Annotated in this window: 25 protein-coding genes and 2 pseudogenes; 16 read left to right on the forward strand and 11 right to left on the reverse strand. The window is 59.2% G+C overall.

What is annotated here, in order from left to right; all coding sequences use genetic code 11:
- Positions 1 to 79: 79 nt before the first annotated feature.
- Positions 80 to 469, reverse strand: coding sequence for a RidA family protein (locus BS630_RS00295; RefSeq protein ID WP_077975738.1), 390 nt, complete (start codon positions 467 to 469; stop codon positions 80 to 82).
- A gap of 137 nt (positions 470 to 606) precedes the next feature.
- Between BS630_RS00295 and BS630_RS00300 the strand changes: the two genes are divergently transcribed.
- The 4 genes from BS630_RS00300 to BS630_RS00315 all read left to right on the forward strand — a co-directional run bounded on the left by BS630_RS00300 (position 607) and on the right by BS630_RS00315 (position 2,682).
- Positions 607 to 1,218 (forward strand): TetR/AcrR family transcriptional regulator, encoded by a 612-nt coding sequence (locus BS630_RS00300; protein ID WP_077976264.1) that lies wholly within the window; start codon positions 607 to 609, stop codon positions 1,216 to 1,218.
- Positions 1,219 to 1,353: 135 nt separating this feature from the next.
- Positions 1,354 to 1,668, forward strand: coding sequence for an ArsR/SmtB family transcription factor (locus BS630_RS00305; RefSeq protein ID WP_003546150.1), 315 nt, complete (start codon positions 1,354 to 1,356; stop codon positions 1,666 to 1,668).
- A complete protein-coding gene (locus tag BS630_RS00310; protein ID WP_077975739.1) occupies positions 1,665 to 2,024 on the forward strand; it encodes an SRPBCC family protein in 360 nt (119 codons plus the stop codon). Before BS630_RS00305 ends, BS630_RS00310 begins: the two co-directional genes overlap by 4 nt.
- Positions 2,025 to 2,070: 46 nt before the next feature.
- Positions 2,071 to 2,682 carry an ATP-dependent Clp protease proteolytic subunit gene (locus BS630_RS00315; protein WP_077975740.1) on the forward strand — a complete coding sequence of 204 codons (612 nt, stop codon included), beginning with the start codon at positions 2,071 to 2,073 and terminating at the stop codon, positions 2,680 to 2,682.
- Between the two features lie 42 nt (positions 2,683 to 2,724).
- On the opposite strand, the gene BS630_RS38610 is transcribed toward BS630_RS00315, so the two are convergent.
- Positions 2,725 to 2,943: a YjiS-like domain-containing protein gene (locus BS630_RS38610; RefSeq protein WP_077975741.1), complete on the reverse strand. Its 219-nt coding sequence runs from the start codon at positions 2,941 to 2,943 to the stop codon at positions 2,725 to 2,727.
- Positions 2,919 to 3,554, reverse strand: a complete 636-nt coding sequence (locus BS630_RS00325) for a permease (protein WP_204347583.1) — start codon at positions 3,552 to 3,554, stop codon at positions 2,919 to 2,921. Before BS630_RS00325 ends, BS630_RS38610 begins: the two co-directional genes overlap by 25 nt.
- 73 nt (positions 3,555 to 3,627) lie before the next feature.
- Here BS630_RS00325 and BS630_RS00330 point away from each other — a divergent pair, with 73 nt between their 5' ends.
- The 9 genes from BS630_RS00330 to BS630_RS00370 all read left to right on the forward strand — a co-directional run bounded on the left by BS630_RS00330 (position 3,628) and on the right by BS630_RS00370 (position 13,768).
- The gene (locus BS630_RS00330) at positions 3,628 to 4,503 is read left to right on the forward strand and encodes a LysR substrate-binding domain-containing protein (protein WP_077975743.1); all 876 of its coding nucleotides are present in this window, start codon (positions 3,628 to 3,630) and stop codon (positions 4,501 to 4,503) included.
- A 493-nt stretch (positions 4,504 to 4,996) separates the two neighbouring features.
- Positions 4,997 to 5,215, forward strand: coding sequence for a hypothetical protein (locus BS630_RS00335; protein ID WP_077975744.1), 219 nt, complete (start codon positions 4,997 to 4,999; stop codon positions 5,213 to 5,215).
- 167 nt (positions 5,216 to 5,382) lie between these two features.
- A complete protein-coding gene (locus BS630_RS00340) occupies positions 5,383 to 5,640 on the forward strand; it encodes a GlsB/YeaQ/YmgE family stress response membrane protein (RefSeq protein WP_077975745.1) in 258 nt (85 codons plus the stop codon).
- A 458-nt stretch (positions 5,641 to 6,098) separates the two neighbouring features.
- Entirely contained in the window at positions 6,099 to 8,000 is a 1,902-nt protein-coding gene (locus tag BS630_RS00345) for a potassium transporter Kup (RefSeq protein ID WP_077976265.1), read from the forward strand.
- A gap of 50 nt (positions 8,001 to 8,050) precedes the next feature.
- Positions 8,051 to 9,301, forward strand: coding sequence for a cation:proton antiporter (locus BS630_RS00350; protein ID WP_077975746.1), 1,251 nt, complete (start codon positions 8,051 to 8,053; stop codon positions 9,299 to 9,301).
- Positions 9,302 to 9,398: 97 nt separating this feature from the next.
- Positions 9,399 to 10,649, forward strand: coding sequence for a glycosyltransferase (locus BS630_RS00355; protein ID WP_077975747.1), 1,251 nt, complete (start codon positions 9,399 to 9,401; stop codon positions 10,647 to 10,649).
- A gap of 209 nt (positions 10,650 to 10,858) precedes the next feature.
- Positions 10,859 to 11,392 (forward strand): DUF2062 domain-containing protein, encoded by a 534-nt coding sequence (locus BS630_RS00360; protein WP_077975748.1) that lies wholly within the window; start codon positions 10,859 to 10,861, stop codon positions 11,390 to 11,392.
- Positions 11,393 to 11,625: 233 nt separating this feature from the next.
- Positions 11,626 to 12,975, forward strand: coding sequence for an NfeD family protein (locus tag BS630_RS00365; RefSeq protein ID WP_077975749.1), 1,350 nt, complete (start codon positions 11,626 to 11,628; stop codon positions 12,973 to 12,975).
- A 28-nt stretch (positions 12,976 to 13,003) separates the two neighbouring features.
- Positions 13,004 to 13,768, forward strand: coding sequence for a slipin family protein (locus tag BS630_RS00370; RefSeq protein WP_077975750.1), 765 nt, complete (start codon positions 13,004 to 13,006; stop codon positions 13,766 to 13,768).
- 104 nt (positions 13,769 to 13,872) lie between these two features.
- Here the strand turns inward: BS630_RS00370 and BS630_RS00375 are convergent.
- The 3 genes and pseudogenes from BS630_RS00375 to BS630_RS00390 form a co-directional block, all read right to left on the reverse strand.
- Positions 13,873 to 14,052 (reverse strand): annotated as a pseudogene (locus BS630_RS00375) (DUF1236 domain-containing protein); the annotation flags it as partial.
- 99 nt (positions 14,053 to 14,151) lie between these two features.
- Positions 14,152 to 14,547 (reverse strand): DUF1236 domain-containing protein, encoded by a 396-nt coding sequence (locus BS630_RS00380; protein WP_077975751.1) that lies wholly within the window; start codon positions 14,545 to 14,547, stop codon positions 14,152 to 14,154.
- 397 nt (positions 14,548 to 14,944) lie between these two features.
- Entirely contained in the window at positions 14,945 to 15,217 is a 273-nt protein-coding gene (locus BS630_RS00390) for a BON domain-containing protein (protein WP_017959395.1), read from the reverse strand.
- Positions 15,218 to 16,121: 904 nt separating this feature from the next.
- Here BS630_RS00390 and BS630_RS00395 point away from each other — a divergent pair.
- On the forward strand, positions 16,122 to 17,741 hold the full coding sequence (locus BS630_RS00395) for an arylsulfatase (RefSeq protein WP_077975752.1): 1,620 nt from the start codon (positions 16,122 to 16,124) through the stop codon (positions 17,739 to 17,741).
- A 72-nt stretch (positions 17,742 to 17,813) separates the two neighbouring features.
- Here the strand turns inward: BS630_RS00395 and BS630_RS00400 are convergent, their stop codons facing one another.
- The 3 genes and pseudogenes from BS630_RS00400 to BS630_RS00410 all read right to left on the reverse strand — a co-directional run bounded on the left by BS630_RS00400 (position 17,814) and on the right by BS630_RS00410 (position 20,753).
- Positions 17,814 to 19,013, reverse strand: a complete 1,200-nt coding sequence (locus tag BS630_RS00400; protein ID WP_077975753.1) for a glycosyltransferase family 2 protein — start codon at positions 19,011 to 19,013, stop codon at positions 17,814 to 17,816.
- 206 nt (positions 19,014 to 19,219) lie between these two features.
- Positions 19,220 to 19,686, reverse strand: a pseudogene (locus BS630_RS00405) (DUF1214 domain-containing protein); the annotation flags it as partial.
- A 41-nt stretch (positions 19,687 to 19,727) separates the two neighbouring features.
- On the reverse strand, positions 19,728 to 20,753 hold the full coding sequence (locus BS630_RS00410; RefSeq protein ID WP_077975754.1) for a sensor histidine kinase: 1,026 nt from the start codon (positions 20,751 to 20,753) through the stop codon (positions 19,728 to 19,730).
- A gap of 206 nt (positions 20,754 to 20,959) precedes the next feature.
- Between BS630_RS00410 and lov the strand changes: the two genes are divergently transcribed.
- Positions 20,960 to 21,997, forward strand: coding sequence for a blue-light-activated histidine kinase (gene lov / locus BS630_RS00415; protein ID WP_077975755.1), 1,038 nt, complete (start codon positions 20,960 to 20,962; stop codon positions 21,995 to 21,997).
- Positions 21,998 to 22,024: 27 nt separating this feature from the next.
- On the opposite strand, the gene BS630_RS00420 is transcribed toward lov, so the two are convergent.
- Both BS630_RS00420 and BS630_RS00425 read right to left on the reverse strand, forming a co-directional pair.
- Complete coding sequence (locus tag BS630_RS00420; protein ID WP_077975756.1) at positions 22,025 to 22,846, reverse strand: DUF1206 domain-containing protein; 822 nt, start codon at positions 22,844 to 22,846, stop codon at positions 22,025 to 22,027.
- Between the two features lie 205 nt (positions 22,847 to 23,051).
- On the reverse strand, positions 23,052 to 23,582 hold the full coding sequence (locus BS630_RS00425) for a metallophosphoesterase family protein (protein ID WP_077976266.1): 531 nt from the start codon (positions 23,580 to 23,582) through the stop codon (positions 23,052 to 23,054).
- Positions 23,583 to 24,457: 875 nt separating this feature from the next.
- On the opposite strand from BS630_RS00425, the gene BS630_RS00430 reads away from it, so the two are divergent.
- Positions 24,458 to 24,838 carry a hypothetical protein gene (locus BS630_RS00430; RefSeq protein ID WP_077975757.1) on the forward strand — a complete coding sequence of 127 codons (381 nt, stop codon included), beginning with the start codon at positions 24,458 to 24,460 and terminating at the stop codon, positions 24,836 to 24,838.
- Positions 24,839 to 25,520: the final 682 nt, after the last annotated feature.

Genomic DNA, 25,520 nt, shown 5'->3' on the forward strand with positions numbered 1-25,520 from the left:
CCAAGAGGGGCAGCGCGGGGCCGCTCTCCTGCAGGCAGGTCGTGCGGTGACGGATGCGGCCCCGGCAATGTCAGTGACTTCACGGAATACGGGCGATGACCTTGATCTCGAAGTCGAAGCCGGCGAGCCAGTTGACGCCGATGGCCGTCCAGTTCGGGTAGGGTGGCTTGCTGAACATCTCCTGCTTGACCGCCATGATCGTTCCGAACTGGCTTTCGGGGTCGGTGTGGAAGCTGGTGACGTCGACGATGTCATCCAGCGTTGCGCCGGCGGCACTCAGCGTCGCCTTCAGGTTTTCAAAGGCGAGCCGCACCTGGCTTTCGAAATCGGGTTCGGGAGTCCCGTCCGAACGGCTGCCGACCTGTCCGGACACAAACAGCAGATCACCGGATCGGATCGCGGCGGAGTATCCGTGCTTCTCGTAAAGAGCGTGCCTGTCGGCCGGAAAGATTGCTTCGCGTTTTGTCATTCTGATCTCTCTTCATTGTTGACAACGACCGTTGAGCGCGGCGTATCGCTTCACATCTCGCGCCCAATTTGGTATACGGTTCGTATATGAAATGTATGAGATACGCATCGTATGTCAAGTCCATATACGCTTCGTATATGAAATTGAGGGATTGCATGGCAAGGAAACGCAGCGAAACGATGCAGGAAAATCGCGTCAAGCTGATCGCGGCGGCGCGCAAGACCTTTGCGGAAAAGGGGTATTCCGCAGCATCGATGGACGAATTGACCGCTGACGTCGGTCTGACACGCGGCGCGCTCTACCACAATTTCGGAGACAAGCGCGGCCTGCTGGCGGCGGTCGTCGATCAGATCGACACGGAGATGGCCGTGCGCGCGCAGGAGATCGGGGCGCGTGCGGGGAGCGATTGGCAGGGCCTGCTTGCCGAGGGTGCGGCCTATATCGAGATGGCGCTCAATCCCGAGGTCCAGCGCATCGTTCTGCTCGACGGTCCGGCGGTGCTGGGCGATCCCTCGCAGTGGCCGAGCCAGAACAGTTGCCTGCAGGTGACGAAGAGCACTGTGGAGCACCTGATCGCCCAAGGCATCCTCAAGCCGCTTGACGCAGAGGCGGCCGCCCGGTTGCTGAGCGGCGCGGCTCTCAATGCCGCCCTCTGGATCGCCGCCAGCGAAGATCCGCAGAGCGTGATGCCAAAGGCGGTCGAGGCATTTCATGCCTTGGCGGCAGGTCTGCTGGTGCAGCCTTTGTGATCGACCAAGGGCCAAGTTGAGCGAAGGGACGTTCACCGCAGTAACGGCGTCGCAAAGATCCGCCGCGAAACTCCAACTTATGCGACAGAGTTTTGCGGACTTGCGAATCGCATAAGTGTATGCTTATGTGTAGGCATGATCGAGAACGACATTTTCCGAGCCTTGGCCGACCCAACCCGCCGGGCGATCTTCGAGAAGCTGGCGGCGGGCGGCATGAATGCCAGTGCCCTGCGCGAGGGCATGGAGATCAGCCAGCCGGCAATGTCGCAACACCTCTCGGTTTTGCGGAGCGCAAAGCTCGTGAGGGAAGAACGGCAGGGGCGGTTCGTGAATTACGAAGTCGATCCGGAGGGGCTGGCTCTCATCGCACAATGGTTGGCGAAATATCGCGCCTACTGGCCTGCCCGCATCGAAGCTCTCAAGGTCTTGCTGAAGGATATGGATCAATGAAGGATGGAAAGGCCAAGGAGCAGAAAGGCGGCATCGAACTGGAATTCGATCTGGATGAACCGCCGCAAAAGGTCTGGCGGGCAATCAGCATTCCGGAATTTCGGGAAAACTGGTTGCCGAAAGACGCTTTAGCCGATCCCACCCCGGCCACGATCACTCCTGGCGAGGAAGTCCGTTATAGCCTGCGCGACGATGCCCCACCTTTCCTTGAAAGCACGGTGACGTTCACGATCGTCCCGAACGCGACCGGCGGCACCCGCCTGCGCATCATCCACGAGCTCACCGACGCGAGGCTTGACCGGATGGCGGAAACGGCCGCAAACAGCAACAGTCCGCTCCTCATGCTCGCCGCCTGACGCGGCAAGCTCTCCCCTTTAAATTCTGGAAGATTGGAGTTCGCCGATGCGCGAAGCGATGCAACTCGTCCCTATGGTCATAGAACAATCCAGCAGAGGGGAGCGGTCTTTTGACATTTACTCCCGCCTTCTGCGCGAACGCATCATCTTCCTCAACGGCGAGGTGAACGATACCGTTTCCGCTCTGGTCTGCGCGCAGTTGCTGTTCCTCGAGGCCGAGAATCCAAACAAGCCGATCAATCTTTACATCAATTCTCCGGGCGGCGCCGTGACCAGCGGCTTCGCCATGTACGACACCATGCGCTTCATCCGCGCGCCGGTTCATACGCTTTGCATGGGCACAGCCCGTTCCATGGGATCGTTCCTGCTGATGGCAGGCGAGGCCGGCGGAAGAGCTGCTTTGCCCAATGCCAGTATCCTCATTCACCAGCCATCCGGTGGCTTCCAGGGGCAGGCTTCCGACATGCTGATTCATGCCGAAGAAATTCTGAAGACCAAGCAGCGTATGACGCGGCTCTATGCGGAGCATTGCGGGCGCTCTTATGAAGACTTTGAACGCGGGATGGATCGCGACCGCTTCATGACGGCGGAAGAAGCATTGGAATGGGGTCTTATCGACCGTATTCTAAAGGTTCGGGAAGACACGGACAGCCTATAGCTTGTCGTGAAATTCCCGGATTTTCGCGACAAGAGCACCATACTAAACGGATTTGTCGCTCGATTTCGTTTGATGCGCGTGACGGCGGTCGAGTTCACCCGCCTGCTCGCGGGTTATCCCGAGATCACTAAGCAGATGATCGTCGAGCCGGGACAGCGGTCGATTTCTTTGTGAGTGGTAGCGTGCGCAAAGCGTGCGCCAGAACGCCGCCAAAGTAGTTCCAATCCGGCCGCCTTTCATGGCAGCAACGCCCAAGTCCATCCGAACGCGTATCCGATCGCCAGCGAACCAAACGAGAAGCCAGCCGACGCGCAAGTGCCGCACTCGCCGCCCGCCGCGATCCGTGATGCGCGCAGCGGACGCTGCACCATGCTTGTACTCGACAGCGCCGCCGTCCCTGTTCCCGCGATTATCCCGAGCGCCAAGACCGCGACCATCTTTCCGATGGCGAAAGCAGGGCCGAGAACGGCCCATGTGGCGGCAAACATTGCAGGATCAGTGACGGGCGAGGAAAGCCAGAACGCCATGATGGGCGCAAGCGGCACGCCCGCCGTCAGAAACCCCGTCATCAGCGGAAGTACGGTCACGCCGCAAACTGGCGTTACGGAGCCGATCGCGGAGGCGATCACGATCGTTGAGGCAGGCCGCCCCTGGAACCACTTTGCCGTGACGGCCCCGGCTCCGCTCGCTGCAACCCACGCCGACAGAACAAGCCCGATCGCAATCGTCGGCGCTACGTCAACGAAGCTCTCCAGCACGAACTGCAGAGTTTCCTGGGCTTTCACCGGCCAAGAGATCGCCGCGGCGGCCGTGACGATAACGGCCGTTGCCCACATGATTGGCTTTTGTAGATTCGGAAGCGCAATGTTCATGACCACCATCCTGTTGAGGGGCAGTTTATGGCGGGCTCTTCCATTGATAAAACGAATAGTTTAAATACTAGATATGAGCCAAGGCGATACCTCAGTTCCGCAGCTCGACAGCGACCTGCTGCGTAGCTTCCTGGCGGTCGCCAAGGCCGGCAGCGTCAGCGGCGGCGCGGCGCGTCTGCTCCGCACGCAATCCGCTGTGAGCCTTCAGGTGCAGAAGCTCGAAGAAATTGTGGCGCAGCAATTGTTCGATCGGCATGGACGCGGTGTTTCCCTCACGGCACGCGGCGAACAATTGCTGCCGATCGCGCGTCAGGTCGTTGAAGCACTCGATCAGGTCGTCATCGCTATGCGGGGACCAGACGACAAGAGCGAAATCCGCCTCGGCATACCCGAAGAATACAGCGATACCTTGCTCCCTTCGATCTTGTCCGGATTTTCGCTAGAGCAACCCAGCGCTCGCATCCTCGTGCGGTGCGGCACGAGCGTGGAGTTTCCTGCCGCTCTCGCGGCGGGCGATCTCGATATAGCGCTGCATACCCCTGAGAATGTCGGCGCCCGCGATATCGTCGTTCACCGAGAAGCCGCCATTTGGGCCGGGTCGGCATTTCACGAGATTGAGCATCGTCGTCCGCTGCCCGTGGCCCTGTTCGATCGGGCGTGCTGGTGGCGGGAACGCTGTCTCGATCTGCTGCAAAAAGCAGGAGTGGATTATGAAATCGTCTGCACGAGCGAAAGTGTCGCCGGTGTTCGAGCCGCCATCTCGGCCGGGATCGCTGTCGGCGTCCTGCCGCAAGGTGCGTTCACCGATCGAGTCCGGCGACTTTCGGATGCCATCCTTCCGCAGCTCGGGGAAACTGCGCTCGTCCTCACGCGATCAAACACCGCGCCAACTGGCCTTGCAGACAGCCTAGCCGCGATCGTGTCGAAGACAGTTCGATCGCTCGAATAAACTGCCTAACCCTAACAGGGAGCCGATGGCCCGTAGCATTGGCGAAATTCCCGATTGAAGAGCGCCGGCCGGTCGACCATCCGACTCCGTTTGAGCCAACAGATTGCTTCAATCTAACCCGGAAAGGCTCCACATCTAGAGGTGAAGGCGAGACAGTTTCACGGACGCAAAAGAGTCCAGGCAGGGGCGGAACCGTTGCTGCGGCTATCGGTTAATCCGCCGAGGTCGCGGCGTGCCAATCGGACGTGACGGAGATGGTGAACGCACCGGTTTTTCCGATTTCTCGGTGCGGGCAACGAAATGCCAGGCGAGCACCTTACCCGTTCGCCGCGATCTCATCCCGGACAACAGGATTGGCGAGGATCGAACCGTCAACCAGGGCCACACATCGATCACTGTCTCCTGAGCGCGGAAACCGCCGCCCGCCCATAAAAGGCGGTGGAACAGGCGAGCGACCATGCACCGTGTGGATCGATCAGAGGAGGAGGAGGTCATGAGCAAGAATAATTGGCAGGCCGGGCTTCGCGCCAAGCTGGAGCAGCTCGTCGACGACTGCGTTGTGGCCGGGGCCAGGCAGCAGGACGTCTTCGATACGATCATCAAGGAGATCGTCAATCTGCGCGCAGCCCTCGAGCGCGATCCCGATCCTGCGGAGGACGACGCTGCCGTCATAGAGGAGCCTGCGAACGATTGGCCGGCGGCCGACAAGTGACCTGAAGCCGATCGGGGAGGGGCACGCGAGCGCTTTGGGGCGGGGGCTTATGGAACCAACTGGCGCGGCGAAGATTACAGTCTTGTCGCTCGGCAATCGGTTTAGCCCGGATCTGCGAGACGTGATTGCCCGCGCCGGCTGCTCATCATTCACAAGGGGGAATTACTATGGAAAGTGCAGGTATCGGCTGGATCGCCGCCATCATCATCGGCGGCATTGCCGGCTGGCTCGCCGAATTGCTCATGAAGAGCAACATGGGCGTGCTGATGAACATCCTTCTCGGTATTGTCGGCGCCATCGTCGCCAACTTTATCCTGTCGCTCTTCGGCGTCGTCCTTGGCGGATGGCTGGGTTATCTGATCGCGGGCTTCATCGGAGCCTGTATCCTCATCGCTGTTGCGAGAATGGTCAGACGGACTGTCTGATCAAACAGGAGGCGGCTTCGCAACCGGCCGCCTTCGGCATCCCCATAACGGCGTTTTCAACTCGGCATGACGCGGTCGCGGCGACATCTGGATATTGCGATCGAGATAGCGGATAAACGGGCGCCTATTCGCAATGTTCATTGGACAAGCTCGGCACGCTCGGCATCTTCATTCAGGTGCATAGATTCTCCGGCGCGACAGCACATTCATCATGTTCCGCCAAAGATGGGTGTTCGCGAATATACTCGTCAGTAACCGCCCGGCAAAATCACGGATCGATTCTGTAAGGCGATTCTCAATGTCCAATGAGCCTTAACACTGTGGGTAGCCTGTGATGATGCCCTCACGACCTTTTTCGGAAGGTGGATGCAATCGCTTGGCATAAGTTTTCGCGTTGCCATCAGAACAAGCCGGTGGCAGCTTCCAGCATACACCTTGCCTACAACAGGACAGCCCATTTGACCGATGAAAAGCTGCGATCAGCGGATCCGGAACTGGAACACCAGAGCCGGCGAGGACTGCCCTCGCTCGTTCTCGCTACCCTGGGCGTCGTCTATGGCGACATCGGAACTAGCCCGCTTTATGCATTCAGAGAGGCTCTCCACGCCACCGGCGGATCTGGAGCTCATCGTGCGGACATCCTTGGAATCCTGTCACTGATCGTCTGGGCGCTCACGATCGTAGTCACCTTGAAGTACGTAACGTTCGTTTTGAAGGCAGACAACCGGGGCGAAGGCGGCACGCTGTCTCTCATGACGCTCGCCCGCGAAGGTCTGGCCGGACGCCCCAAATGGGTGCTTGTCCTAGGCGTGATCGGCGCCTCGCTGTTCATCGGTGATGCGATCATCACGCCTGCGATCTCAGTACTGTCTGCGGTCGAGGGCATCGAGGTGGTCGCACCGGCGTTGTCCAACTGGGTCGTGCCGATCACTCTCACCATCATCGCCGTGCTGTTTTTCGTCCAGCGATTCGGCACGAGCGGCGTGGCGTCGGTGTTCGGTCCCGTAACGGCTCTGTGGTTTATCGTCCTTGGCCTCAGCGGGGCGATCCACATATTTGACGACCCGTCGGTGTTGGGCGCAGTCAATCCGGTCCACGCACTCTGGTATATCGCAAACAACATCGGCTCAGCCATCGCGGTGCTTGGGGCCGTCTTTCTTGCCGTGACTGGCGCGGAAGCCCTCTATGTCGACCTTGGACATTTCGGACGCCGTCCGATCGTCACGGCGTGGTTCTCGCTCGTCTTCCCCAGTCTGCTTCTGAACTACTTCGGGCAGGGAGCGTTCGTGCTCGCGAACCCGCAGATGGCTGAGCATCCCTTTTTCAGCATGCATCCGGAGTGGGCGCGGATTCCTATGGTCTGTCTGGCCACCGCGGCAACGGTCATCGCCAGCCAGGCCGTGATCTCAGGCGCTTATTCCCTTGTCCGTCAGGCGATGCACCTCAACCTGCTTCCTCGCCTGCGCATCCTCCACACCTCCGAAACTCAGTCCGGACAGATCTTCATGCCGCAGGTGAACAACCTGCTGTTCATCTTCGTGGCTGCTCTGGTGCTCTTCTTCCAAAACTCGAGCGGCCTTTCCGCCGCCTATGGCATCGCCGTGACAGGCGAAATGTTCATCACTTCGATCCTCCTCTTCATCGTGATGCGGCGGATCTGGAGCTGGAAGCTGGCGACGGTTCTTGCCGTCATCGTGCCGATGACACTGATCGACGCCGGGTTTCTGGCCGCCAACATCGCGAAGTTCGCAGATGGAGGATGGGTTCCCGTTGCGGTGGCGACGACGATGGCGCTCATCATGCAGACATGGACGGCGGGGCGTCGGCTGCTTGCCGCCCGCACCAAGGCCGACGAAATCCCACTTTCCGCGATCATTGACAACCTGGCCCGGAAGAAGCCACCCACGGTGCCCGGGACTGCGATGTTTCTGACGAGCGACATTGAAGGCGCGCCAACTGCACTCCTCCATAGCCTGAAGCACTACAAGGTGCTCCATGAGCAGAACGTCATTCTCAGCGTCGTGACCTCGACCACGCCTTTCGTCCCGGACGATGAGAAAATCTTCCTCGAAAGCTTCAATCGCCACTTCAGCCGGCTGGTGATCACGTTCGGCTACATGGAGACGCCCAACATACCCCGTGCGCTCGTTCTCGCCCGCAAGCTAGGCTTGAAGTTCGATATCATGTCGACCTCGTTCTTCCTGTCCCGCCGAACGATCCTGCCGTCGAAGAAAGGCGGCCTGCCGTTCTGGCAAGACCGGCTGTTCATCTCGCTTGCACAGAATGCAAGCAATGCCACAGACTATTTCGGCCTGCCGTCGGGGCGAGTGGTCGAACTTGGGCTGCAGACAACCATCTAGCGGCTGCCGATAAGGGCCGATCTTCTGTCACATTGCGAGGAAGCCCGATCTTGTCCGTCTTCGATCTCATCTCGCTGCTTCTGGTTCTCACTGCCGGGTTCTCCTGGGTCAACCATCGCTATTTCAGGCTTCCCCCCTCGATCGGGATCCTCGTGATGGGACTTGCGGCCTCAGCTTTGCTCGTCCTGCTGGAGCTTTCGATTCCAGACGTCTCCATCTACGCGGATGTCGCAGCTCTTGTGCGGCAGGTCGATTTCCAGACGACCGTCATGAACGGGCTTCTCGCCTTCCTCCTGTTTGCTGGCTCGCTCCATGTCGACTTTTCCGCCCTTCGCTCACGAGTCGCGGTCGTTGGTGCTATGGCCACCTTCGGCGTGCTGCTTTCAACGGCGCTCGTCGGCGTCGCGATGTGGGTCTTGGCAGCCCTGCTTGGCATAGAGCTGCCATTCCTGTGGGCGCTGGTGTTCGGCGCGCTGATCAGCCCTACTGATCCCGTCGCGGTTCTTTCGACGCTCAAGACCATCAAGGTTCCGCAAGCGCTCGAGACCGACATGGCGGGCGAGTCGCTGTTCAACGACGGCGTCGGGGTCGTCGTATTCACCGCATTGCTCGCGCTGGCGAGCGGCGGCGCCGATGTTGGCGCGGCGCAGGTCGCGGAACTGTTCGTCCTCGAGGCACTGGGAGGGGCAGTGATCGGCCTGCTATCAGGTTACGTCGCCTACTTGGCCATGAGGGCGATCGACGATTATCCTGTCGAGGTTTTGATTTCCATCGCGCTGGCGATGGGTTGCTATTCCCTCGCCTCCGCACTGCATATGAGCGGTCCGATCGCCGTCGTGGTCGCCGGAATCCTCGTTGGCAACCGCGGACCGAAGGACGCGCTCAGCGACGTAACGCAGCGATATCTCTTCGGCTTCTGGACGTTGGTCGACCAGATCCTAAACTCGGTGCTCTTCCTCCTTATCGGACTTGAGGTACTTGTTCTTCGCTACGAGGCGCCGATCCTGCCGCTCGCCCTCGCCGCGATACCTGTGGCGCTCGCGGCCCGCTTCGCGTCGACCATCATCCCCGTGACCCTGCTCCGCAGACAGTACGACTTCGTTCGCGGGACCGTGATCGTTCTCGTCTGGGGAGGTCTCAGGGGCGGCATATCGATCGCCTTGGCGCTGTCCCTTCCGGAAACGCCTTTCAAGGCGGCTCTGCTTGCCGCCACTTATGCCGTCGTGATTTTCACGATCGTGGTTCAGGGACTCACGCTGGGGAAAGTCGCCAGCCGCTCGTTGCGGCCGTCCGGCCCTTGACTGTAAAGAACAACAGTAGCTTGAGTGGACGACGAAATCGCACGGTGACACTGGCAACATCGGCTATTGAATCAGGCGGAAGCGAGGTGACGGCGCAATGAGGGTAGCCATTCATGCGCTCGGCACGCGCGGCGACGTTCAACCCTATATCGCTCTGGCATTGGGATTGATCGAGCGAGGACATCGCGTACAGCTCGCTGCTCCGGTTCAGTTCGAGAGCATGGTGCAAGACCACGGCGTCGCATTCGCCCCCCTGCCTGGAGAGTTTCTCGCTCTTCTCGATACTCCGGAAGGAAAGGCGGCGATCGCCGGCGGCAAGGGCTTCAGTGCGGGTTTGAAGCTGCTCAAGTACGTCCGTCCGATGATGCGAACCCTGCTAGACGCGGAATGGAAAGCAGCGCAGGCCTTCACCCCCGACATCTTCGTGCATCATGCGAAGGCAATCGCGGTGCCACACATGGCGGAGGCGCTTCAGTGCCCATTTATTCTGGCCTCGCCCCTGCCTGGCTTTACGCCGACCGCCACTTTTCCCAGCCCGATGTTGCCTTTCAGAGATCTGGGCTGGTTCAACCGGATCAGCCATATCGCGGCGATCAGGGGCGCGGAACTTCTGTTCGGCACGTTGCTCTCGACCTGGAGGGTGGAACGGCTTGGTCTGGCGCGACGCAGGACGCCAGCTATCGCTTCGAGTGGCGCGCTCTACGCCTATAGTCGCCATGTCGTGCCGGTCCCTCCGGACTGGGGCAGTGACGTGCTGGTGAGTGGCTACTGGTTTCTCGACAGCAAGAACTGGCGACCCCCAGACGATTTGGCAGCATTCCTCGCGGAAGGGGAGCCGCCAATCTACGTTGGCTTCGGAAGCATGCCGGGCGTCGATCCGGGCCGAATGACAGCCACGGTTGTCGAGGCCCTCGCAAGGCAGGGCAAGCGGGGCATCTTGGCTCTTGGAGGCGGTGCCCTGGCCGCGGACCATAAATCCGAGCATGTTCACGTCGTCCGCGACGCCCCTCACGACTGGTTGTTTCCCGAGGTGAGCGCGGTCATCCACCACGGCGGCGCCGGAACGACCGCGGCCGCTCTTCGGGCCGGCAAGCCCATGATCATTTGCCCATTTTTCGGCGATCAACCGTTCTGGGCAAGGCGTGTAACAGACCTCGGCGTCGGACTGTCACTCGATCGCAGAGCATTGACCGTCGAGAGCCTGACAGATGCACTCGCAGCCATGGACGATCCACATATGCGACGCCAGGCAGATGCGGTTGGCGCACCAATCCGGGACGAGGATGGGGTTGCGAACGCAGTCGGTTTCATCGAGGCTGCTGCGGATAAACTTCAGGCGCATCCTTGAAATGCATTGGACGACATCGTGCCCAATCGACACTCCGTATTCGTGCCAGACCGGTAAGATCAGGAAAGCGCGATAAGCTGCAGCGGTACCAATGACCGGCGCGAAGAATTCGCTTGCCTGCACAGATCGATGGCTTGGGTTCCGGACACGGGCCTCTCGATATATCATTCGATTGTGAACCCAAGCGCTCACGCCGCGGAAGGTAAGGAATGCTGTTTAGGAGACGGAAGCCGCTCTCACCGGCTCAGCGGATCCGTGAAGTCTTTTGGCCATCCAAGGGGCTATTGCGGTCCATCCGATACATCGCCATTCGAGTTCTTCGCTTGAAGGCTACTCCTCACGCCATTGCGGCTGGCGTGGCAGCAGGGGTGGCCGTGTCCTGTACGCCGTTCCTCGGCTTTCACTTCATCTTGGCCTTTTGTCTAGCCTTCATCCTCAGAGGCAATATGATCGCGGCTGCGCTCGGGACGGCGTTTGGGAACCCTCTTACCTTTCCTCTGATCTTTGCTGCCGCTTACCGGATCGGCATTTTTCTTTTGGGTCGGGCGCCCGAGCGGGTGGGTGAAGCCAATCTGTTCACGCTGCTCCGGCACCTCGATTTTGCGCCACTTTGGCATCCAATTCTAAAGCCGATACTTGTCGGCGGCCTTCCGCTCGCCGCGCTATGCGGTGCAGTTTTCTATGTATTGACATGGCAAGGCGTTCGCCTGTTCCAGCAGCGAGGAAAGCGGCGGAGATCGTAAGATCCAAAAGAGCCGGCAGCGCGCGAAGACCAATTCTGGCAGATGGACTTGACGTCCGTGAGAAGCGTCGTCGCGTATTTGTAAACGACTACGACCGGCTGCTTTTCCTCCTGCTCGCCATCAGCGAGCAAGCCAGCTCAGACTTGTCTCTTACCGTTTCGCAGTTCTGCCATATATTTCAAGATATGAGAGTCCGGCGGACGATTGTGTGGCGTTTGGAGCTTTGGCGGTGGATGCCGTCAATCCTTGCTTTGCTGCTGACGTTGTTCTCGGCTTTTGGCCTGGCGACGCCCGCATCCGAAGCGGAGCGTGTCGCTATAGTCCTGAAGATGAGCGGGGCGATTGGCCCGGCGACGGCCGATTATGTAAGACGCGGCTTTCAGCGGGCCAATGAACGCGGCGCCAGCCTGGTTGTCCTGCAGATCGACACGCCCGGCGGTCTCGACACGTCGATGCGCGACATCATTCGTGCGATCCTTGCCTCCCCGATACCGGTCGCGAGTTTCGTTGCACCCAGCGGAGCACGAGCCGCTAGCGCCGGCACCTATATTCTTTACGCAAGCCATATCGCGGCAATGGCACCGGGCACCAATCTGGGTGCGGCGACGCCGATCGCACTTGGCGGCCGACCATCCGATGATGACCGGAACGACAGCCCTGATACGACCGGCAAGCAGCGGCAAGTGCCGGGCGCTGCCGGCGAGGCGAAGGCGATCAACGATGCGGTGGCCTATATCCGCGGGCTTGCGGAACTGCGCAATCGTAACGCCGACTGGGCGGAGCGCGCCGTGCGCGAGGCCGCAAGCCTTTCCTCCGCCGCAGCTCTGCGTGAGAAGGTCATAGATTTCGTGGCGGCCGATATAAACGATCTCCTGGCACAGGCGCAGGGTCGGGTCGTGCAGGTCGGTCAAACGGATGTCCGGCTCGAAACATCGGGTCTCATCGTCCAGGAACTTGAACCGGACTGGCGAACCCGCCTGCTTTCGGTGATCACCAATCCGAACATCGCGCTGATCTTGATGATGGTCGGCATCTACGGCCTGATCTTCGAATTTCTGACGCCTGGGACGCTGGTGCCGGGAACCATCGGCGGCATCTGCCTGCTGCTTGGTCTTTATGCTTTGGCCTTGCTGCCGGTGAGTTTTGCGGGCCTCGGGCTGATCATTCTCGGCGTGGGTCTGACGGTGGCCGAGGCGCATTCGCCCTCCTTCGGCGCACTCGGCGTCGGCGGCGGCATCGCACTGATGCTCGGCGCTACCATCTTGTTCGACACGGACATACCCGGGCTTAAGGTTTCCTGGTCGGTGCTTGGCGCAATCGCCGTCGCCTGCCTCGCTCTTAGCCTTGTCATTGCCCGTCTCGCCTACATCTCGCGCCGGCACGATGTCGTCACCGGCGGCGAGCAGATGATCGGAATTTCAGGCAAGGTCGACAGTTGGACGGGCATCTCGGGCTACGTCATCGCCCATGGCGAGCGCTGGAAGGCCATTTCAACTGAGCCGCTTTCCGCCGGCGACGGCGTGAAAGTGACAGGCCGGGATGGGTTGACGCTCGAAGTGGTCCGCAGTTCGCAGGAGGCCTAACCGCCTTCAGGATGCAGGAGGAAAAGTCATGGGCATGTTTTCAGATCTCGCCTTCTATCTTGTGATTATCTTTGTTCTGCTCGTCGTCGTCGCATCTGCGATCAAGATCCTGCGGGAATACGAACGCGGCGTGGTTTTCACGCTTGGCCGTTTCACCGGCGTCAAGGGGCCTGGCTTGATCCTGCTCATCCCCTATGTCCAGCAGATGATGCGGGTCGACTTGCGCACGCGGGTGCTCGACGTGCCCGGCCAGGATGTCATTTCGCATGACAATGTTTCGGTCCGCGTCAGCGCGGTGATCTATTTCCGGGTTGTCGATCCCGAGAGGTCGACGATCCAGGTCGAGGACTTCATGATGGCGACGAGCCAGCTCGCCCAGACCACACTGCGCTCGGTGCTCGGCAAGCATGACCTCGACGAGATGCTGGCGGAACGCGACAAGCTCAACATCGACATTCAGGAAATCCTGGACGCCCAGACCGATGCCTGGGGCATCAAGGTCGCCAATGTGGAGATCAAACATGTCGACATCAACGAATCGATGATCCGCGCAATTGCCCGTCAGGCGGAAGCCGAGCGCGAGCGGCGTGCCAAGATCATCAATGCCGAAGGCGAGCAGCAGGCTGCAGCCAAACTGCTTGAAGCAGCCGAAATCCTCGCCAGGCAACCCGAGGCAATGCAACTTCGTTATTTGAGTACATTGAACGTCATCGCCGGCGAAAAGACCTCGACGATCATTTTTCCATTTCCGATGGAGTTCGGCAATTTGATGCCGCCCAAACCGGACCGATGACGACGCCTTGAATGCGCTGTTTTTGCCGATGGAGCGATGGTCCTGCGGTCAAGGTGTCAGCTAAGAAGTGCGTTTGAGATCTTCACCGGCAACGCCATAATGCCGGTGGCGGTGCCCTTGGCGCTGGAGCCGGACTGCGAACCGGCATCGGTGCCCGTCTGAGAACCGGATTGGGCCTGGCCGCCGCTCCTGGTGTCCTGCTGGGCTGCGGCGGGCAGTGTGGCAAGCGGCGACACGCTGAGTGACAGCGCTGCTACGAGCATGGTGAGATGCTTGCTTTTCATGATCAACCTCGGAGGTTTCGGGCACGCGATGCCGTCCCGCATTCTCATGCGTCGCATGCGTGCCCTAATCGTCGTAAGGGGCGGCTGAGCCGCCCGAGGTCACTGAATGACCTGGATGACCTTCCGGGAGGAAGGTTCGACGATCACACGCTGATCGTTGATGATCGCGTATGCATAGTTCGGATCATCGGGAATTGGCGTGACGACCACGGTCTCCGGCAGGGGCTGTCCGACGACCACTCTCTCCTTCACCACGACACGTTCGGTCGGGGCCGGAGCCTGCTGAACATAGGTCACCACCTTCGGCGGCGGCGGATCGATGACGCTACCTGCGACGCCGCCGACGATGCCGCCGACAGCAGCGCCGACCGGGCCGCCGACAATCGCGCCCGTTGCAGCACCGCCTGCGGCGCCCGTCACCGTGGACGACTGCGCAAAGGCAGAAGTCGACGCCATAAGGACGCCCACTGCGAACCCTACTAGTTTGATATTCATCTGTTTTCCTCCTTGGATGCGGTTGGTTCCGCTGAGGAGACAATCCGCAAGATGGAGGAAGTGTTCCAGGTGTGGGACTTCAGGCCGGGGCCGCTCCGACCTTGGTCCTAGAGCCTTTCCGGGTTAGATTGCAGCATTCTGCCGGAGCAGGTTTTCGTCAGGGCAAAGGCGATTGGCGACGGGCATACCCCCAGGCACGTCCGAGCCGATCGCCTTTGCCCTGACGTAAAGATGCCCGGCCCTTCGGGTTGGCTGAAACGGGCCGGCTGATCGACCGGCCGGCTTGGCCGTAGAACTGGGCTACGACACGCGCCGGCCGGTCGACCATCCGACTCCGTTTGAGCCAACAGAATGCTGCAATCTAATCCGGAAAGGCTCTAGCGTAAGATTCGCCTGGCTATTGCGTGGGAAAACGGCTGAGCATCCGGTCCTGGACGTTCTCCCAGCCGACGATCATCGCAGCAAGCGAGATGGCTTTGTCGCGGTCCACAGCCTTGGTTATAAAGCCTTCGAGCAGGACGACAGGGCCGAGCATCCTGATCTCGATGGCACTGCTGTCGATATCCGGATCGGCGGAAAGGGCTGCTTCGATTGTGGCGATCGTGGATGCCGAACTATGGCCTTGCGAGCAGCGCTCTTCGTGATTGTAGTTATCGGGGCCGAACTTCATTTTCTCCTCCTGTCCGCCCCTCCACGGACCTTCATATTGCCTCAGACCTAATATGAGCAGCGTGTCCTGACGTCGCCAGCCGGACTTAAGTCCGGCTTTCCCCCGGCACGATCCGGCCTAGATTCTCCTGATCCTTGCTGAAAGGACGTCAGGGAGGTTCAGCATGTTGCCCAACTCCAGTCAGAACCTCCCTGATGATTTACCGATCAATGCCAGCGGATGGAGCACGCGTCTTGCGAGGTAAATGGTTGGTGATGTGCCGCTCGCACCTTCACGGTAAATCTTGGGTTCGGTGTCGAGGATCGTGGCCTTTTTTCGCCATGTTATTTCCCTCGTCCGGCTCGGAAGAATGCCGTTGATCCGTGTGCCTGGTCTTTCATACGCTTCAACCGGCCATGCTCCTCAATCGTGGGCATAGAACAAGTCTCTTCGTGTCGCGTGGAGATCTCAATGATGTTGGTTTCGCCATGCCCTGACGTGCTGGGTGCTCCCCAAACGCCTCGCAGCCGCCATTGCATCCGCCGATATCGTGGCGCCTAGTCACACGAATTCAGGCGACCTGCTCTACCGCCAACTTTCCGGCTATCGGCTCGCGAACAGCGAGTGTCGAAAGAGATGTCTGTTTCCTTTCAAGAAAATTGCAGAACGGCCATGGCTGCCCCAAGGTACAATATCGCGACGGGCCGCCGTTTGGTAGGTTGCGCGCTGTGAGCCTCCTTTCGCAAACCGAGGGACCTCACGCTTGGGCGGTGCCGTTCCCAATTGAAGGGCGTCCGAAACTGAAATTGCTCCAGTTGTTTCGATTGAATTCAGAGTGAATACGCGACTGCGGCGCTCGTTGAATTTTGCTGCCGTGCGTTCGGATGGTTCGTCGTTCGGCCGGAATTCACAACGGAGGAGTCAAATGTATCGCAGGATCATCTACGGCATCGGAGCATTGGCTGCTTCGGCCGTTCTCTGGGGCGCGCTTGTCCCGGCGCAGGCACAAGAAGCGCAAAAACCCAACATCGTTGTCATCATGGGCGACGATATTGGCATGTGGAACATCGGTGCATATCACCGCGGCTTGATGGCCGGCCGTACGCCGAACCTCGACAAGATCGCCGCCGAGGGCATGCTGTTCTCCGACTATTACGCCGAGGCGAGTTGCACGGCGGGCCGGGCGAACTTCATCACGGGCGAGCTTCCGATCCGTACCGGCATGACCACCGTCGGGCAGGCAGGTGCCAAGACCGGCCTGCCGGCGGAAGCCGTGACGTTGGCGACCGCCCTCAAGGACATGGGTTATGCCACCGGCCAGTTCGGCAAGAACCATCTTGGCGACCTCAACGAGTTCCTGCCCACGGTTCACGGGTTCGACGAGTTCTTCGGATATCTCTATCACCTCGACGCAATGGAAGATCCCGCCCATCCCAACTATCCGCAGGACTTGCTGGACAAGGTCGGGCCGCGCAACATGGTCCATAGCTGGGCAACGACAACAGACGACGCGACCGTAGATGCGCGCTGGGGGAAGGTCGGCAAGCAGAGAATCGAAGACGCCGGCACGCTCTATCCGAAACGGATGGAAACGGTGGACGACGAGATCCGCGACCAAGCCTTGAAGTTCGTGGAGAAGGCCAAGGCGGAGAACAAGCCTTTCTTCCTGTGGCTCAATCCCACGCGCATGCACGTCATCACTCATCTTTCGCCCAAGTATGAGGCGCTGCGGACTGCGGAGAATGGCTGGTCGCTCCAGGAAGCCGGCATGGCTCAACTCGACGACGACGTCGGCTTGGTGATGCAGAAGCTCAAGGATTTAGGCGTCGACGACAATACCATCGTCCTGTTCACGACCGACAACGGCACGGAGACATTCACCTGGCCGGACGGCGGCAACACACCCTTTCGAGGGCAGAAGGGTACGATCTACGAGGGCGGCTTCCGCGTGCCGGCGCTTATTCGCTGGCCCGGCCAGATTCCTGCCGGAACTGTGGAGAATGGCCTGATCTCCGGACTGGACTGGCTGCCGACTTTCGTGGCCGCTGCCGGAAATCCGAACATCACGGACGAACTGTTGAAGGGAAAGCAGATCGGAGACCGGACCTATAAGAACCATCTCGACGGCTACAACCAGTTAGATCTGCTCACTGGCAAAGGCCCGTCGAAGCGCCACGAGATCTTCTATTTTGGCGAAAGCACGCTGGGCGCGGTGCGCATTGATGACTACAAGTATCGCTTTATCGAGCAGCCGAATGGCTGGCTCGGAGCCAAGGAGCATGTCGACGCGCCCTCAATCACGAACCTGCGCCTCGATCCCTTCGAACGCCTGGGCACGCCGGCAAACGGAACGCTGGACGGCGCACAGGGGTATTTCAACGAATGGTTCATGTTCCAATTCTGGCGCTTCGTGTTTGTCCAGCAGGAAGTCGGGAAGCTGGCGGAAACCGCCATCGAATTCCCGCCGATGCAGAAAGGAGCGAGCTTCAATCTCGACGCCGTCAAGGCGCAAATCGAGGCGGCTAGAGCCGCAATGGCGAAATAATCGAAGCTACGTTGCGGGCGGCTTGCAACGGCCGCCCTCTGGCCTCCACGAAACCACCGCTGGGATGCCGGCTCAAATGTCTGATTCTAGCGTCCGGCTGCGGAGACGGGGCTTGTGATTTATAGCCGCCGGAGCGAACTCCTTCGCAAGGGGTTCTAGCATTGAACTCAGCTCGGCATCCACCGCTGCCAGTCGCATCAGGTGACGTCGAAATTGCTCGGTCTCGTCCGGTCGTTCGACAGGGGAAGGGACAATTTGCTGGTCGAATTTCGACCTGTTCATTCGCGGTGGAGCTTGACCGTTCGCTGTTGTGGTCACGAGACGAAGACAGTGTTGTATCAGGCGCAGGGATTTATCGAGTACAAGTCGAACGATGAAACCTGGCTCGCTTCGTGCTATCGACCAAATGGTCACAAGTGACAGATATGTGTTCCTGGCTTGTCGAAATTCCCAAAATGCATATTTCTGGGTGGCGTTGGTTGCGCTTTTCGTTGCGTATTTTGGAAGCGGAGCATTTGCGGCCAGCGAACGCCTGACAACTTCCAGAGCGCCTCGGCCCATTTGCAGGTGATTGGACGACATGTTGCCGGGATACTGCCTGTATCCAACGAGCCGTTCAGGCACGACTTCGATATGATAGCGCGCAGCCAGCCTGAGCTCGAAATCGAGATCTTCGCAGCCGCCAATTCCTGCCGCTGCATATGAGCTGTCAAACCCGCCAATCTCGAGCGCGACATCCCGACGGACAAGAAGGGCGCTTCCATTGCCGACATATTTGAAAGTCAGATGCCGGGCGAAGATATATCCTCTCGCGACATCGGGCCGGCAGGAGCGAAGGATCTCGTCGTGACTATTGATGATGTAATGCAGCACATAAACCGCAGCCCACTGTGGGGATAAGCACTTGAGCGCATTCACCTGCTTTTCGATTTTTGTCTGGTGCCAGAGATCGTCCGCGTCAAGAAATGCGACGAACCAACCTGCTGCTTCCTGGATGCCGGTGTTCCTTGCTGCGGCAACGCCGCGGTTTGGCGTGGACAGCAAGCGAATCCGGGAATCTTCCAGCGCCACTTGCTCGACCACCTTTGCGGTATCATCGGTAGAGCCGTCGTTGATGACTATGATCTCCAAGTTCCGGTAGGTCTGGCGACCGGCAGATCGAAGAGTGCGTTCAATATAGCGGAAAGCATTGAACGCCGGGATGACCACCGAAACCAACGGCTCGCTGAAATGACGAACGTCCCTCCGATCCTTGTCTGAAGAGGAAAGCATTCCAGATCCCTCATTCGGCCAACAATAAATCTTTTCGTTATGATGATGGGCGATCAGTCCCGCTTTATTCTAACTTCGGGCGACCCGAAATGGACTTTCGTCCGATGCAGCCGCCCTTCAGAAGTTCGGTCAAAAACGTACACTCGCTCGAGCGGCGCCCCCGCAGAGCGTGGAGAGGCGCCACCCTTCAACAGCCAGCGGCCATCCAACTCGATCTCGCTCGGACGCCACTCCTTGGTGAAGAATGGCTCAAGCGGGCTGTAGAGGCGCAGGAGCGTAAACCAGCCTTTCTTCGGGTCGGTCTGGATCAGTTGCCCCGCGCAACGCCGTCGGGCTGGGTCGGGCCAAAGTAGACGGCCGTGGAGCCGTCCGCCGCAGCCTCGGCTGCCGGCGAGGGGAAGCTCTGGCTGCCGGCGCGCGGATGGCCTTGTGGCGTGTCGAGCATCGAGCGGGTCATGTTGTGGTAGAGCGTAAACGACCAGAAGTTCGTTTCCGGGATGTCTTTCGGCAACGTCACCTTGTAGGTCTTGGTGCCGTCAAAGTAATTCTTGTCGGCATCCGTGAAGGCAAACAAATACTGCGACCCGATGCCGGTCAGGCGCATAGCCATGCCGGGCATGATGCCGGTGATACCATAAAAGAAATTGGTGCGCGCATCACTTACGGTGCGAGCGGGGTGCCTCGCCGCGCCTGCGGCCTAGCTTCGTAGTCAAATTATTCCTCAGCGTCTGAATAGTTTTTATACTGCAGCTTCTGGAGCGGCGCATCCAGTCTTAGGATGAGCCCTGTCGGCGCATAATCAAGTGCGACCTCTCCAAAGGCGGACAGGCTGGAACTGACGAGGCGTGTGCCGAACCCCTTCTTGCTCGGAGCTTCCACCGCCGGGCCTCCAACCTCCTGCCAAGTGAATTTCAGGCGTTGGTCGCCCGCCTCATCGCGTACGGACCATTCGATTTCGACCGTCCCTGTATCTACCGACAGCGCACCATACTTGCTGGCGTTGGTGACGAGTTCGTGCAGCACCAGGGAGAAGCAAAGGGCCGCCTGTGGACCCAATTCAACCGCAGGACCGCTCGCATTGAAACGTCCTGACGTCTCAAGTCCAAGATTGATCGCGGTCGCCTCGACGATTGTCGTCATGCTCGTGCCCAGCCAGTTCTGCTGAAGCAGAATGTCGTGCGCCTTTGAATAAGCATTGATGCGTGCCGTGATCGAATGCTCCGCATCCTCCAGAGAGCTGGCGTTTCGGAAGGATTGGCTGGTGATGGCCTGAACGACGGCCAGCGTATTCTTCATGCGGTGAGAGAGTTCGTGCATCAGGATGCGCTGCCGTTCCTCATTCTCTCTCTGCTCGGTGCGATCTCTCAGGATCTTCACGAAACCTTCGACTTCGCCGTCGTCCGATGTCAACGCCATCATCTGACCGGACGCCCAGAACAATGAGCCGTCCTTGCGAACGTGCCAGCGCTCATCATTGCCGTGACCTTCGGTCAAAGCGGCAGTCATTTCCAGCTGGAGAATCCCGGCCTGCCTGTCTTCCTCGGTGAAAATGACCGCTGCGGGCTGGCCGACAATCTCATCCGCATCCCATCCGAGAATCCGGCGCGCGCCCTCATTCCACGTGGTCACCAGGCCATCGAGATCCATGGAGATGATCGCATACTCGATCGCGCTTTGGAGGATCGCTTCGAGAAAGCGCTCCCGGGAGCGGCTGGAATTGGAAAAGAATTTCATGATCATATGCTGCGTCTGATCCCTTCAGGGCCTGCAAGCCTGAAAGGCCTCCTCCTGATTTATACCGGACGGCGTGGCGTTGGCAAAGGCCGCAGCCGTGACACGTTGTCCGGCAAGTCTCGGGAGTAGCGATCGCTTGAGCCATGCAACTGTCTCGGAAACAAAGATACACGAGCTACGTTATCAGCCGACGACTTTGTGAGCGTACAAGCATGACAGCCCATACCAAAGAAAAACTCCACGGGGATTTGCCCTCCGCATCTTCAAAAGCAGCTTCTGCCGATCGCAAAGAGTTGGCAGCGATCGCATTTGAACGCACCAGGATGCCGATGGTCGTTACCGATGCGCGCAAGCCCGATCTGCCGATCGTGCTCGCCAACAAGGCATTCCTTGAACTGACAGGCTACGAGGCCAGGGAGATACTAGGCCGCAACTGTCGTTTCCTCCAAGGTCCTGCTACGTCTCCGATCGCCGTTGCCGAAATTCGTGCCGCTATCGCCGAAGAGCGCGAGATCACCGTCGAGATCCTCAATTACAAGAGCAGCGGAGAGCAGTTCTGGAACCGCTTGCATCTCAGTCCCATCCATGGTGATGACGGAAGGATCCTGTATTTCTTCGGGTCGCAAATCGACATGACGGAGTACCGGCGGATCGAGGCACTGGAAGCCTCCGAACATCGCCTGCTGATGGAGGTCGATCACCGATCCAAGAATGTCCTGGCGATCGTCGACAGCATCGTCCGCCTGAGCAACGCCGAAGACCCCGCGCTTTACGCCGCCGCCATCCAACACCGCGTGCAGGCGCTCGCCCGTGCGCATAGCCTGCTTGCTGCACGAAGATGGACAAGCATTTCTCTTGAGGAACTCATTCGCCAGCAGGTGGCGCCATTCGCGGCCACCCGCGCCTTTTTTAGCGGGCCGGATCTCAAAATGCCTGCGCCGGTCGTCCAGCCTCTTGCGCTCGTGCTCCATGAGCTCGCTGTCAACGCAGCCCATCACGGTGCGCTTGCGACTGCGCAAGGCAGGCTTTCGATCAGTTGGAAGCCCGGACCGTCCGGGGCCGGCTTTAACATCCGCTGGCAGGAGGTAGGCGCCCCCACTCCACCCAAATTGGCCAAGCGGGGTTTTGGTACGGTGATCGTCGGCGCAATGGTTGAAAAGCAGCTTCAAGGACGTCTCGAGAAAACCTGGTCGGAGGAAGGGCTGCTTATCGACATTGAAGTTCCAGCTGCCAGCTCGACCTCCGCATAACGGCACCTTGGCACAGGAAAAGTAATGTCAGGAACCCGCCATCGAGATCGAACGCTTAGCGTCCGCTAGCGAAGGACTCCGAACGATGCGGTACCTTGCCTCAACAAGATTATAAATTCCGAAAGCCGCCAATCCCACGGCGACGGCGACGTACAGAAAGGATCCCAGCGGAAGGTGGCGGAGCCATTCCAAGGCGTCGCCCATGCTGCCGGCTTGTCCAGGATCCACCCTGAAACCCGCATAGGCGAAAAGGACCCCGGTAATCGCGAACACGACGCCGCGGGCGACAAGACCGTAGATGCATACCAATGCCACAATACCCTTTTGATCAGATATCCGAAGGTGGCGTTCGAACTTCCTGGTGATGCCCTTGGCGGCCGTCACGAAGCCGCCGATGACGAAGCCAGCTCCGACGGCGATCGCAAGATAGGAGCCGAAGGGCTGCGACATGATCCATCCTGCCAGATCCTTCTCACCGGAACTTCCGCTGCTGCCGCCCATGAAAAGAGCCTTGCCGAGTGCATATCCGGCAAGCCCGAGATAGGTGATGGCGCTGCCGAAGAGTGCGGATCGGATCGCCAATCCTCTTGCCTTGCCACCATGGCCGTCGCTATCGGCTAGAGACTGCGCCAACCTCCAGGCGACAAAACCGAGAAGGCCGAGCCCGATCAATCCGACCCAAACGCGACCGAGCGGCTGCCCGAGCAGTGCCGAAACCGCAGATTTCGTCTCCGGCCGGCCACCCGCCAGGCCGGAGAAGAGAGCAAGCCCGGCCACAAGAAAAAAGACAACGCCGCGCGCGGCATAACCGCCTTTGGCGAGCAGATCGAATCGAAATCCCTTGGTCATCAGCGGTCCTCGTGTTCTGGGCGCGCGATGTTAACGCGCCAACCCGCTGAAAGTTTTCCTGAGAAGCCGCGATGCATTCTTCGGCCTGACCGGCGCGTCTTCCAAAAGGACCCGTCCCTTGAACCGCCGATAGCGGCTGGCGCTCGAAATCGAGGGCAACCAGGCAAGTGCCACTTGGAGTTTGCGGCAAGAAAGCGCGCAAAGCTCAGGTCGCGTTCATTTTAGCTCGCCGCGCGTTGGCCTTTCGGCGGGTCGAGGCAAGCAGAGCGTCAAGCCGGACCGGCTGGAGTTCACGCGCATCGACGCCGACATCGAACTGACGGGGGACCGGCTTCAGCCTACCGTGGGAGTGTCCGTGTAGATTGACCGAGCCCTTGCCCATCTTATTCCAGGTTCTAAACGCGTAGTGGCACAGCACCAGATGGTAGCCGTCCAAGGTCAACTCCTTGTAATGCTGGACGCTGCTCCAGCCCGATGCACCGGTCGTCTCCTCTGAATCGTTGTTGCCGACAATGAGATGTTTCCTGCCGTGCAGGCGGTCGAGGAGCGCGTCGCAATCGCCCGCACGCGATGACATGAAGTCGCCCAAATGCCAAACCTCGTCGTCGATCCCGACGATCAGGTTCCAGTTCCTGATGAGGGCGACATCGTGGGTCGCCATATCAGGGAATGGTCGCCGATCGATGCGAAGAACGCGAGAGTCGCCGAAATGGGTGTCGCTGGTGAAGAAGATCATGCTGTTCACTTATGATCGAGTCCGTCTCCGACCTTCTTGCGGCTGTTGCCGACCTCCTTGACGATGGAACCACTCGCCGGTGCGAGATAGGAAATACCCACTTCGTTCCTTCGAACAGCGGCCGCTCTGGGCATTCGGATCGAATGATCACGTTTGTACGCCCAGACGTCCCGCGTTCCCCGGTCCACCATCATATCAATGCGCCAGCAACGAGCGGCCATGTCAGCGCCCCCTCCAGGGTCTTTTGGGCGAACGTCAGATCCGACGCAACGGGCTGAAGTGGGACGGCTACCGCCTACAGGGATGGCATCATGCTCCGCGCGGTCCGGCTGTCAAACTCTCGGCGAGGTTTGTTTCTCGGCGGAACCGGCTGGTTGCGCTTTGCTCGCGCCGCAGATCAAAAAAGGAGCCCCGCCGAAACGGGGCAATCTGGAAAGGACGGATCGTACAGGAAGGAAGGGATGGCGGACGGCCCCGGGATTGGGGCCACCTGTACGATCCTGATGTCAAAACAACGATTGGTCGAAAAGGTTCCTGTGCGTTTCCGCACCAATGCTTGGATTAATCTGTACTTGCTCGACGATTGTTGAGTTCAGAAAAGAAAAACCCCGCTGGAGCGGGATCAGGAAAGGGGGTGTTTTCTGGGCTGGCGAATTAATTGCGCCGCAAAAACTATTTCGAACACAAATCATAGGTTTTCAATAAAACAATAATCCATGAACTAACTTTTCCCCAGATATCTGCTGACAACTATCAAATTATCGAGCGACTTCGCTTTTTCGGCAAGGAGGGTTGTAGCTAATTACAAGAGATGACTTGTGGTTCGTATATGTCGGATAGAAACTGTGCTTGACAAAGATGGGAGAAATCGGCCAATGCATAGAACTATACTGATTGGACTATCTGTGATGTTTCTCGGAACGCAAGCTATTGCTGCTACCGCGATGATAGGAAAGGAGCTTCAGGCTCTGCTTTCAGACGGCAAAGTGATTGCGCTGGGCGGCCCAAAAGAGGGCTACAGTGGGGAGCTTTCTGTACTCAAGGACGGCACCGCACATGGTCAGGTTAAACTCGATTCCGGAGATGTAATCTCAATTGACGGCGTGTGGCACATTTCTGGCAACACGTTCTGCCGTACCTGGAAGGGGGGGAGGGACGCGGGCAAGGCGGTGTGTGATACCTGGAATAATACAGGCCCGAAGTCTGTTAGCGTGTTGAACGGAAAAGAGAATATTGGCAAAAATTCTTGGAAATAGCCTCGAGGCCGTGATCGATTTGCAAGCCGGGCGCGGGCGCTGCAAGCATCGGTGAAGCAGGTGAGCTTTCGTCCTCTTCCAATTGAAGGATCTGCAACATCGATCAAGAGGACCGTCGACCAGTTAAGCCGGGGCGGCCGCCCGGCTTAACAGGAGACAGCGGTTTTCGGGGTGAAAACCAGCCGAGCGACCGGCTCTCAAACCCGCTTAGGGTTCGGCGGTTCCGCTTCTCACCCGAAAGGACTACACCTTCACGAAGCACGAAGCGTCGGCCCTGGACGTCGTCGATCGCCGATACCGGGATGTCGTCATCGACCGAAAGATGGAGGAAGTGTTCCAGACGTCGGACGTCACGCCGGGGCCATAGCTACTTCAGGGAAGCCGGATATGAACAGACCTAAAACAATCTCGCTCTAGCAGGTCGCGCTGCAGATCGGGTTGACCGAGGACGATCCATGACTTGGCCAGCTTGGCAACGTGCTATCCCGAGGCCTCGACAAGCTGGTCAGGGACGGCCGCGTCCGGTATCCAAGCACCACCGACGGACCGCCCCGTCTCTGCGAGCGCGCTGCCTGATCATTCCTGTCCGGACTGACTCCGTTTTCCCAGAGACGAGTGGGCGGCTGTTAGCTTGCTCATGGCATGGCCATACTCCCCCGCCTCTGGACGTGGCCTCAGCGTC

This window comes from Rhizobium laguerreae (assembly GCF_002008165.1).
Classification (GTDB): Bacteria; Pseudomonadota; Alphaproteobacteria; order Rhizobiales; family Rhizobiaceae; genus Rhizobium; species Rhizobium laguerreae.